The sequence below is a fragment of the Ferruginibacter sp. genome, assembly GCF_049840995.1.
Taxonomy (GTDB): domain Bacteria; phylum Bacteroidota; class Bacteroidia; order Chitinophagales; family Chitinophagaceae; genus Ferruginibacter.
Window position 1 is genome coordinate 750,854 of sequence record NZ_JASGIP010000006.1, and the last position, 11,508, is coordinate 762,361.

Below are 11,508 nucleotides of genomic sequence, written 5' to 3' on the forward strand. Positions count from 1 at the left end.
ATAGAAATATGAGCAAGTACACATTGAATTATTTAGAACAGCTGGAGGCAGAGAGCATCCATATCTTCCGCGAAGTGGCGGCGCAATTTGAAAGACCGGCGTTGCTTTTCAGCGGTGGCAAAGATTCCATCACACTGGTGCAATTGGCAAAAAAAGCATTTGCACCGGGCAAGATACCTTTTCCATTGGTACACATTGATACCGGCCACAACTTTCCTGAAGCGCTGGAATTCCGCGACTGGCTGGCGAAAGAAGTGGGCGCTACTTTAATTGTGCGCAAGGTGGAAGACACCATTAAGAAAAAAAGCCTGACCGAACCGAAAGGAAAATTTGCGAGCCGCAATTGGTTACAGACCTATACCCTGCTCGACACCATTGAAGAGTTTGGTTTTGATGCCTGTATTGGCGGCGCCAGGCGGGATGAAGAAAAAGCAAGGGCCAAGGAAAGGATTCTTTTCTGTAAGAGATGAATTTGGACAGTGGGATCCCAAACTGCAACGCCCAGAACTTTGGAACATCTACAATGGTAAAATTCATAAAGGAGAAAATGTACGGGTGTTCCCCATCAGCAACTGGACGGAGCTGGATGTATGGAATTATATCCGTGCAGAAAATATTCCTTTGCCTTCTATTTATTTTTCGCACGAAAGAGAAGTGATAGAACACGAAGGACAATTGATCGCCGTATCACCCTTTATAAGAATTGATGAAACAGATGTGATCGTAAAAAAACAGGTGCGTTACAGAACCGTGGGTGATATGACCTGTACTGCTGCCGTGGAAAGCCTTGCTGCCACGCTGGATGAAGTAGTGAATGAAATTAAAGTAACCCGTATCAGCGAAAGGGGCGAAACAAGGATTGATGATAAGGTAACGGAAGCGGCGATGGAGGACAGGAAGAAGGGAGGATATTTTTAGCCCCCGGCCCCTAAAGGGGAGAAAATGCAGATCTTTTATAATTGAAATAATAATTTATAACCATCAGTATTTCACTTTTTACAAATACTGATACAAACTAAGTTCCCCTTTAGGGGACAGGGGCAACATGGACATTTTAAGATTTATAACCGCAGGTAGTGTTGATGATGGTAAAAGCACATTGATTGGTCGCTTATTGTATGACAGTAAAAATATTTTGGCTGATCACCTGGAAGCGATCGAGAAGAGCACGAAGAATAAGGACAATGGTGAGATCGATCTTGCTTTGTTGACCGATGGGCTGCGTGCCGAAAGGGAACAGGGCATTACCATTGATGTGGCTTACCGTTATTTCAGCACCGATAAAAGAAAATTCATTATTGCCGATGCACCCGGCCATGTGCAGTATACCCGCAACATGATCACCGGTGCCAGCAATGTTGATCTGGCGATTGTATTGATAGATGCAAGGCAGGGCGTGGTGGAACAAACCCGCCGCCATAGTATCATTACTTCATTATTAGGCTTACCTCACGTAGTAGTGGCAGTAAATAAAATTGACCTGGTGGATTATTCGCAGGATGTGTTCAACAACATCGTGATAGAATACAGCAAGCTGGCACAGCAACTGGGCATTAAAGACGTGACCTATATCCCGCTGAGTGCATTGCATGGCGATAATATTGTGGAACGTTCAGAAAAAACACCCTGGTACGAAGGCAAACCCTTGCTACAGTTTTTAGAAGAAATAGAAATAGACAACGATATCAATCATACCGATACCCGTTTCCAGGTGCAGTATGTATTGCGCCCTCAAACAGAAGCTTTGCACGATTACAGGGGTTATGCAGGAAAGATCACCAGCGGCGTATATAAAAAAGGTGACAAGGTAAAAGTATTGCCCGCTAATATTGAAACCACCATTGATAAAATTGAGATCGCCGGCGTGGAAGTGGAAGAAGCATTTGCACCACAAAGTGTAACGCTGTTGTTGACCGATGATATTGATATCAGCCGTGGCGATTCCATTATAAGCGCTGCCGATGCAATTACTGTAAGCAATGAAAAAGACGTATTGTTCTGCTGGCTGGATGAAAAGCCCTTGCAGAGTGGCAATAAATATTTGCTGCAACATAATAACCGTACAGTAAGAACAGTGATCAAAAATTTGGCGTATAAAATTGATGTGAACAGCCTGGAACATATTGAAGAGGTACAGCAGGTAAAACTGAACGAGATCGTGAGGGCTTCTATAAAAACAGCAGCGCCCATTGCAGCCGATGCATATAAGAGCAACCGCAGCAACGGTGCAGCCATATTAATTGACGAAACAAGTAATGCTACTGTGGCAGCAGTATTATTTCAATAATTTTTTATGAACAAGTCATTCTTTCAATCGGTAGTGAATTTTAAAAAGCAGCAGGGTTGCTCGCTGCCTGATATTACAGGTGCCCGCAATTTTGTGCATCATCTTTTTGAAGCATTATTTCTTTGTAAAGACCAGGTGGACAACAATGAATTTGAAGTACAGTCGCAGTTAAAAAAACTGGAAACACAATTGCAGTTGTTATTGTATTCTGTAGAGCAGGATACTATCTACAGCGTGGAGCAGGCTTCTTTATTCTTCAATGCGATACCGGGACTGTACCAAAAATTGTTACTGGATGCACAGGCTATTTTTGAAGCAGATCCTGCTGCTAAAGATATCAATGAAGTGTTGATCGCTTATCCGGGATTTTTTGCTATAGCAGCCCACCGTTTTGCTTACCAGTTGCAGCAGCAGCAGATACGTTTGTTGCCCCGTGTTATCAGCGAATATGCACACAGCGCCACGGGTATCGATATTCACCCTGCAGCAACTATCGGCGCTTATTTTTCAATCGATCATGGCACAGGTATCGTTATTGGCGAAACAACCGTTATTGGTGATCATGTAAAAATTTACCAGGGTGTTACACTCGGTGCATTGAGTGTACAAAAAGAAAAAGCGAGCGAAAAACGTCATCCTACTATTGAAGACAATGTAGTGATCTATTCCAATGCCACTATACTGGGCGGCAATACCATTGTGGGGCACGACAGTGTAATTGGTGGTAATGTATGGCTCACCAAAGCAGTACAACCATTTTCAATTGTAACACAGCAGGCAGATATCAGCATACAGGATAAAAAAACATTCGAAGAACCGCATAACTATTTTATATAAAGATGAAGGCAGCAAATATTTTAGCAACCATTGGCAATACGCCGCATGTGCGTATCAACCGTTTGTTTGGTAGTGATCATGAAGTATGGATAAAACTGGAAAGAAATAATCCCGGTGCAAGTATCAAAGACCGTATTGCATTAGCCATGATAGAAGATGCAGAAAACAAAGGTTTGCTGCACAAGGAGAGCGTAATCATAGAACCTACCAGTGGCAATACCGGCATTGGCCTGGCACTGGTGGCAGCAGTAAAGGGCTACAAAATTATTTTGGTAATGCCCGAAAGTATGAGCATTGAAAGAAGAAGACTGATGAGTTTATACGGTGCTGAATTTGTTTTAACGCCCCGTGAAAAAGGTATGAAAGGTGCTATTGAAAAAGCCAACGAACTGGCAGCAGCCACTGCCAACGCATGGATACCACAACAGTTTGATAATCCCGCCAACAGTGAAGTACATCGTAAGACAACTGCTTTGGAAATATTAAACGATTTTCCGGACGGTTTGGATTATATCATTACCGGTGTTGGTACAGGCGGACATATCACTGGTGTTGCCGAAATACTGAAAGTAAAATGGCCCGGCCTTAAAGTATTTGCAGTGGAGCCGGAGTTATCGCCGGTATTAAGTGGTGGCGCTCCCTCCCCTCACCCATTGCAGGGTATTGGCGCAGGCTTTGTGCCTTCCATTTTAAACACTTCGATCTTGGATGGTATTGTACAGGTAGGCAAAGACGAAGCGTATGCATATGCGCAAAGAGCAGCCAAAGAGGAAGGGATATTGGTAGGTGTATCAACGGGTGCATCGCTATCAGCAGTGGCAAAAAAAATAAGTGATATACCGAAGGGATCAAAAGTATTGACGTTTAATTACGATACGGGTGAAAGATATTTATCAATAGAAGGATTGTTTCAATAACCAACAATATGCTTAGTATATGAGTAAAGTTATTTTAGCTGCAGCCGGCTGTGGCGACCCAGAACTGATCACCATTAAAGCGGTGCGTTACCTGCAACAGGCAGATGTGGTATTGGCCGACCGGCTGGTAAGCAAGAACATCCTGAACAAATATGTAAAGGAAGATGCTGAAATAATTTTTGTAGGCAAACAAAATAATGCTGCTGCTTCGGTACCGCAGGAAGAGATCAATGAGTTGCTGGTAAAATATGCTTTGCAGGAAAAGTTAGTGGTGCGTTTAAAAGGCGGCGACATTGCCTTCTTCAGCAATGTGCTGGATGAACTGCAGGTGCTGGCAGAAAACAATATTCCTTATGAGATCATACCGGGTATCACTGCGGCTTCTGGTGCGTCGGCGTATGCTGGCATACCCCTTACTGCCAGGGGCTACAGTACTTCGGTGCGGTTTCTTACCTGTTATAAAACGGACAATTTTACAACTGAATACTGGAAAGAATTAGCTGCCACGGATGATACACTGGTATTTTATATGAGTAGTGAAGTGCTGGAAACAGTGATCGCAAATTTAGTGCAGCAGCAAATTGACAGCAGCAAATTAGTGGCTGTGATAGAACAGGCTACCACGCCGTTGCAAAATGTTTCTATTGCAAACGTATACGAGTACGATCAAACATTGAAGGGCAAAAGTTTTGCATCGCCTACCATCGTCATCATAGGAAAAGTGGTGGCGCTGCACCAGCAGTTTGCATGGCAACAGAATTCCGGCAGCAGGGAATTGTATTTTGACCCGATCGTTTGAAAAACCATAACACCAACTTCTTAACCTCCCCGGAACTCATCCCGCCCAGGCGGAAAGACAGGGGAAACAAAAAATACAGCAATGTTAGCTGAGGTAAAATTAAAAGTACTGGAAGAACTGATCAAAAACTCCAACAATGATGAACTGCTCTGGATGAATGGTTATTTGAATGGTATTGTAAAAAATAAATTCACCGTATCAACACCCGAACCCGCCGCCAATACTGCCGCTAAAAAGATCACGATATTATACGGAACTGAAACCGGTAATTCAAAAAGGCTGGCTACTGATTTTGCGGCTAAAGCAAAACAACATCATGTGCATGCAAAAGTGGTGGGTATGGATCAATACCGCTTAACAGATCTTACCAAAGAAGAATATTTACTCGCTGTTGTAAGCACACATGGCGAAGGAGAACCGCCTGCTGCTGCAAAAAAATTCTACGATCATATACATAACAATGGTTTTAAGTTAGAAAAATTACAGTATGGTGTATTGGCATTAGGTGATACTTCTTATCCTTTGTTTTGCAAGACCGGTGAAGATGTAGACCTGCAACTGAACAAACTGGGTGGTAACCGTATTGTGCCCTTGCAAAAGTGCGACCTGGAATATGATGAAGAAGCCAGCAGCTGGTTCAGTTCGGTTATCAAAAATATCACTGCTACTAAAACAACCCCTGCAACCGCTTCAACTGCTGTAACAGCTCCTGCTGCAAAAAAAGGCAAACAGGTATACAGCGGTAAAATTGTAAGCAAAATAAATTTAAACGACCGTGGTTCCAGCAAGGAAACTTACCATATAGAAATTGAAGCCGATGGTGTGGAATACCAGTGCGGTGATTCTATCGGCATTTTAGCAGAAAATGATTCACAGGTGGTAACGGATATCATCGCTATTACCAACATAGATGGTAATAAATCGCTGGAATTTAAAAAAGAAAAATTCACCATCTACGAATTACTGAAGAGAAAAATAAATATTGTACACTTAACAGAGCGTTTGGTGCAATTGTATGCTGCTGCAACTGGTCATGCAGTTCCAGCCGGCCGAGCCGATCTGTTGGACCTGGTAAAAAAATATCCGGTAAAAAATGCGGCGCAGTTTGAAGAAATATTAACTACGCTGAATGCGATCTCTCCAAGATTGTACACCATAGCTTCAGCACCTGCTGCGCACAATGGCGAAGTACATATCGTGGTGGTAAAAGATGTGTACACCGTTAATGATGAGCGCAGGTTTGGTTTATGCTCTAATTATTTAAGTGCATTAAAGTTAAACAGCACACAACAGTTCTTTGTACAGCCCAACAAACGTTTCCGGCTACCCGAAGAAAATAAAGATATCATCATGGTAGGGCCTGGTACCGGTATTGCAGCTTTCCGTTCCTTTTTAGCAGAGCGGGATGCCACCGGTGCCAGCGGCAGGAACTGGCTGTTCTTTGGCGATCAGCATTTTGAAACTGATTTCTTATACCAGACCGAGATACAGAACTGGTTTGAGACCGGTGTGTTAACAAAAATTAATCTTGCTTTTTCAAGAGATCAGCACGAGAAAATTTATGTACAGCACAAAATGCTGCAACAGGGAGCAGAACTATACCAATGGCTGGAAGGCGGCGCTTCATTTTTCATCTGCGGTAAAAAACACCCGATGAGCACGGACGTGGAAAATACATTGCTGCAGATCATTCAGCAATACGGCAATAAAAATGAAGCAGAAGCAAAAAAATATTTAGAGCATTTGGAGGAAGCGGGAAGGTATGAGAAGGATGTGTATTAGTCGCCCCCTAGCCCCCTCCCGCCTGGGGCGGGATAAATTCCGGGGGAACTGATCGAAGCGAAGAGACCTCACCTATCCTCTCCTGCAGGAGAGGGAAATGGAGGAGATATCAGCGGAGATTATGGCGAAGACTAAAATAATTGTATTCAGCTCCATAGGAGGGACACGTTGGTAGACCAAAAAAATGAAATGGGTTTAGAGAGCCCCGTAGGGGTGACAGTTGAATTGCAAAACACCATCAATAAAACATCATTAAAGTTCAATAAAGATATACAGTACAAGAGTGTCCAGCTATTGCGGGATAAACTGGCCAATGAAGATTAATAAAGCTTCGCAGCCCGGCTCAGAAAAACAAATAAAATCATGTCCGATAAGAATAAATTATCCGCAGTAGAAAGAATTAAAACATCCAGTGATGGTTTGAGAGGAACGATCAAAGAAAGTTTGACCGATGAGATCACCGGTGCCATCCGGGAAGATGACCAGGCCGTGATCAAATTTCATGGTATGTACCAGCAGGATGACCGTGACAGAAGAGAAGAACGGGCGGAAAAAAAATTAGACCGTTTATATTCCTTCATGATCCGTTTAAGGTTGCCGGGCGGTGCTATCAGCGCCGATAAATGGATCGCCGCCAATGCCATTGCCAATGATAATTCAACCGGTGTCATCAAGATCACCACCCGGCAAACAATACAATTGCATGGTATTGTAAAGTCAAAGATCAAGCCTACCATCAGCGCTTTCAACAAAGCACATTTAGATTCTATTGCCACCTGTGGTGATATCAACCGCAATGTAACCTGTGCATCGCACCCGGTACAATCGCCTTTGCATGCGGAGGTATTTGCGTATGCTTCAAAGATCAGCGACTTACTTTTTCCTAAAACAAAAGCGTATTATGAAATATGGATCGGCGATGAAAAAATTGCGGATAAGAATGAAGAAGTTGATCCTTTGTACCAGGACCGGTATTTACCAAGAAAATTCAAGATCGGCATCGGCATTCCGCCCAATAATGAAGTGGATGTATTGATCAATGATCTTGCATTAATAGCAATTATTGAAGAAGGGAAATTAAAAGGTTTCAATATTGCCATTGGCGGTGGCTTATCTGCAACACATGGCAATGCAGAAACCTATCCAAGATTGGCAACCGTGATCGGCTTTGCAGATACTGAAGAAAAAGTGTTGAAAACCATCTATGAAGTGGTAACCGTGCAAAGGGATTTTGGTAACCGCAGCGACCGCAAGCTGGCCCGCTTAAAATACACCGTTGATAAACTGGGGGTTGAAAGATATAAGGAAGAAGTAGAAAAAAGAACCGGTTTTAAACTGGAGCCAGCCCAACCATTTACCTTCAATGAACGCTTAGATTATTACGGCTGGCATAAAGCTGCCAATGGCCGCTGGTATTATACTTTGTATGTAGAGAATGGCCGTGTGCTGGACGATGAAAAGCTGGCGATGAAAACAGCGCTGCTGGAAATTGCTAAAACCAACAAATGCAGTTTTTTATTTACCGCCAGCCAGAATATTATTATCAGTGATGTTGCTGAAGCCGATAAACCTGCGATCGATCAGTTATTACAGGATTTTAAATTAATTGAACATACGGACAATGCTTCTGCAGTACGCAAAAATGCTATTGCCTGTGTGGCATTGCCCACTTGTCCGCTGGCATTGGCGGAAGCACAGCGTTATTTACCGGAATTGCTGGATAAGATAGAACCCTTATTACAAAAGAACACGCTGGATAAAGAAGATATCATTTTACGCATGACGGGTTGCCCCAATGGTTGCGGACGCAGCGCTGCGGCAGAGATAGGTTTAATCGGCACAGCGCCGGGCAGGTACAACCTGCACCTGGCAGGTGATCATGAAGGGCAGCGGTTGAATAAACTGTATAAAGAAAACCTGGATGAAACGGAAATATTAACCGAACTGGATGGCTTATTTGCTACCTTTAAAAGTGAAAGGAATGATGGGGAAAGATTTGGTGATTTTACGCACAGGAAGTTTTATTAAGTGATGGCGGCATGCCCTATGATGGAGGGGTATGGTCGGTGGGACACCGACCATGGGTGGAGGGTTTCCGTGGTTGCTGTCTTCCGTGGTCGGTGTCTCCACCGACCGCAGTAAGCGACAGGTATAAAAGGTATTGCCATCTGTTACAACAAATAATGTTCGACTACAACAACATACTACAACAAAAAATTGATGCGCTGAAAGAAAGCGGCAGCTACCGTTATTTTTTAGACGTGAATAAAAGCGCCCAGCATTTTCCCCGTTTTTATTACGAGAATGAAATGGGCGAAAAAAAAATGGCGGTGAACTGGTGCAGCAATGATTATATGTGCATGAGCGTAAATGAAGATGTGATCGGTAAACTGAATTTTATTTCGCACCGCAGCGGCGCCGGCAGTGGTGGTACCCGCAATATTTCCGGTACTACGATCTATCATAAAGAACTCGAAAAAACACTCTCGCAGTTACATAAAAAAGAAGCAGCACTGTTGTTTGGGGGTGCTTATCTTGCCAACCTTACTGCATTAAGCACGCTGGGTAAATTATTTACGGATGCAGTATTTATTTCAGATGAAGAAAATCATGCTTCATTGATAGAAGGCATGAAGGCCAGTGGTTGCGAAAAGATCATCTTCCATCACAATGATACACAGCACCTGGAAGATATTTTAAAAGCATTGCCTGCAGAAAGGCCGAAGATCATTGTTTTTGAATCGGTCTATTCTATTAGTGGCACTATTGGTCCGGTAGAAGAGATCGTATTGCTGGCTAAAAAATACAATTGCCTTACTTATATTGATGAAGTACATGCTGTAGGTTTATATGGACAAGATGGCGGTGGCATTTCATCGCAACTGGGCCTGCAGGGGGGTATAGATATCATTAATGGTACCCTGGCAAAGGGTTTTGGTGTTATCGGTGGGTATATTGCCGCCAGCCAATCGATTGTGGATGCCATCAGGAGCTTTGGCAGTGGTTTTATCTTCACCACTTCGTTGCCTCCGGCCGTATGTGCAGCCGCTACCAAAAGCATTGAATTATTGAGCGGGAAACATGAATGGAGGGATAAATTCCATAAAAATATACGCCTGCTGCGTAATAAACTTAAAGAACAAAATATTAACTTTAATACAAACGATTCGCATATCACCACGATAACTATTGGTAACGAAACGGTTTGTAAACAGGCAGCTGATACATTATTAAGGGATTTTGGATTGTACCTTCAGCCGGTGAATTATCCTACGGTAAAAAAAGGCGCGGCCTGCCTGCGGATAACAGTTACTGTAAAACATGACGAAGCCGAAATGGCTTACCTTGCTGAAAGTTTACGACAGGTGATGCAGTTGTTGAATAAAAACGATCTGCCACAATTAAAGCAACAGGAGCACCCTTGAACGATTTTTATTATACCAACAGGCGCAGGATCCGGGCCAACCAACATATCCGTGAATTAGCAGCCCATGTGCAGCTGAACCACAAAGAGTTTATCCAACCCTTATTTTTAGATGAAAACATAAGCACACAGACACCACTGTCATCCTTACACGAAATTAACTCTGATACATTAACATCTTTATTGCAGCAAATGGAAAATGACCTGCAAAATGGCATCAGCAAATTTCTATTATTCCCCGTGCCGGCTAAAAAAAGCGAGCGCAATTTCGATTATAATTTTATCATCAATGGTTTAAGGGAGATACGCAAAAAATTCGGCAATACGGTTTGGGTAGCTGCGGATCTTTGTTTGTGCGCTTATACTTCTCACGGGCATTGCGGTATTTTGAATGCGGCCCGCAACAAAGTATCGAATGACGAATCGGTGAAGGAACTGGCGAGGTATGCACTGCAACTGGCAAAGGCCGGTGCAGACTGTATTGCACCCAGTGATATGATGGACGGAAGGATCAGTGCCATAAGAGATATCCTGAATGAGAACCAACTGGATGATATTGCAATCATGAGTTATTCCGCAAAATTCAGTTCGCAGTTTTATGGCCCTTTCAGGGATGCCTGCAAAAGCACACCGGGCAATAACTGCAGTATACACGACCGGAAATCTTACCAGGCATCGCCGTTCAATAAAAATGATGCGATCTTATCCACTATCAGGGATATTGAAGAAGGCGCAGATATTGTAATGGTAAAACCCGCCCTGCCCTACCTGGATGTGGTGCATGAATTAAGCGAAGCAGTAAAATGGCCGCTGGCTGCTTATCATGTAAGTGGTGAATATCAAAGTATAGAATTACTGGCACAAAATAATATCATTGAAAGGGATAAGGCGCATGTAGAAATATGGACCTCTTTAAAACGTGCCGGCGCTACGATCATTATTTCTTATGCAGCAAGACATGCAAAGGAATGGATTGAAAAAATTGAATATTAAATGAGCAATAATTTATTTCCCGTTTTTTTAAAATTAGAAAATCTAAAACTGCTCATTGTAGGAGGCGGTTATGTGGGTACAGAAAAACTGGAAGCCGTTATTGCCAACTCCCCTGCTACTTCCGTTACCTTGGTGGCAATTGCTGTTTGTGATGCCATAAAAGAACTGGCCAAAAATTATCCTAACATACAACTCATCGAAAAGGCTTACGACAGCGATGATCTTACCGGTCATGATATTGTGATCGCTGCAATAAACGATCCTGCCATCAGCAACCGTATTGCAGCAGATGCAAAAACAAAAAAAATACTGGTGAATGTGGCTGATAAACCGGAGTTGTGCGATTTTTATTTAAGTTCCGTGGTTAAAAAAGGAGATCTTAAAATAGCCATCAGCACCAATGGCAAATCTCCTACTATTGCCAAGCGCATTAAAGAAGTGCTGAACGATACTTTCCCTTCTGATATTG

General features: G+C 43.0%; 12 protein-coding genes. All 12 read left to right on the forward strand.

Translation table 11 applies throughout. The features are described 5' to 3' along the window. The first annotated feature begins 8 nt into the window (after positions 1–8). Complete coding sequence (gene cysD / locus QM738_RS18320) at positions 9–470, forward strand: sulfate adenylyltransferase subunit CysD (RefSeq protein ID WP_462278184.1); 462 nt, start codon at positions 9–11, stop codon at positions 468–470. After that, the gene (gene cysD / locus QM738_RS18325; RefSeq protein ID WP_462278185.1) at positions 421–918 is read left to right on the forward strand and encodes a sulfate adenylyltransferase subunit CysD; all 498 of its coding nucleotides are present in this window, start codon (positions 421–423) and stop codon (positions 916–918) included. The genes cysD (QM738_RS18320) and cysD (QM738_RS18325) overlap by 50 nt, the downstream gene beginning before the upstream one ends. A gap of 127 nt (positions 919–1,045) precedes the next feature. Then, the gene (locus QM738_RS18330; RefSeq protein ID WP_462278186.1) at positions 1,046–2,287 is read left to right on the forward strand and encodes a sulfate adenylyltransferase subunit 1; all 1,242 of its coding nucleotides are present in this window, start codon (positions 1,046–1,048) and stop codon (positions 2,285–2,287) included. A 6-nt stretch (positions 2,288–2,293) separates the two neighbouring features. Continuing rightward, positions 2,294–3,124 (forward strand): serine O-acetyltransferase, encoded by an 831-nt coding sequence (locus tag QM738_RS18335; RefSeq protein WP_462278187.1) that lies wholly within the window; start codon positions 2,294–2,296, stop codon positions 3,122–3,124. Between the two features lie 2 nt (positions 3,125–3,126). Beyond that, positions 3,127–4,041, forward strand: coding sequence for a cysteine synthase A (gene cysK, locus QM738_RS18340; RefSeq protein WP_462278188.1), 915 nt, complete (start codon positions 3,127–3,129; stop codon positions 4,039–4,041). A gap of 19 nt (positions 4,042–4,060) precedes the next feature. Further along, a complete protein-coding gene (cobA, locus tag QM738_RS18345) occupies positions 4,061–4,840 on the forward strand; it encodes a uroporphyrinogen-III C-methyltransferase (RefSeq protein ID WP_462278189.1) in 780 nt (259 codons plus the stop codon). An 81-nt stretch (positions 4,841–4,921) separates the two neighbouring features. Next, entirely contained in the window at positions 4,922–6,622 is a 1,701-nt protein-coding gene (locus QM738_RS18350) for a diflavin oxidoreductase (RefSeq protein ID WP_462278190.1), read from the forward strand. A 189-nt stretch (positions 6,623–6,811) separates the two neighbouring features. After that, a complete protein-coding gene (locus tag QM738_RS18355) occupies positions 6,812–6,946 on the forward strand; it encodes a hypothetical protein (RefSeq protein WP_462278191.1) in 135 nt (44 codons plus the stop codon). A 36-nt stretch (positions 6,947–6,982) separates the two neighbouring features. Then, on the forward strand, positions 6,983–8,650 hold the full coding sequence (locus QM738_RS18360) for an NADPH-dependent assimilatory sulfite reductase hemoprotein subunit (protein ID WP_462278201.1): 1,668 nt from the start codon (positions 6,983–6,985) through the stop codon (positions 8,648–8,650). 155 nt (positions 8,651–8,805) lie between these two features. Further along, the gene (gene hemA / locus QM738_RS18365) at positions 8,806–10,047 is read left to right on the forward strand and encodes a 5-aminolevulinate synthase (RefSeq protein WP_462278192.1); all 1,242 of its coding nucleotides are present in this window, start codon (positions 8,806–8,808) and stop codon (positions 10,045–10,047) included. Then, positions 10,044–11,039, forward strand: coding sequence for a porphobilinogen synthase (hemB, locus tag QM738_RS18370; RefSeq protein WP_462278193.1), 996 nt, complete (start codon positions 10,044–10,046; stop codon positions 11,037–11,039). The genes hemA and hemB overlap by 4 nt, the downstream gene beginning before the upstream one ends. Then, a partial coding sequence (locus QM738_RS18375; protein WP_462278194.1) for a precorrin-2 dehydrogenase/sirohydrochlorin ferrochelatase family protein occupies positions 11,040–11,508 on the forward strand: 469 nt, incomplete at its 3' end.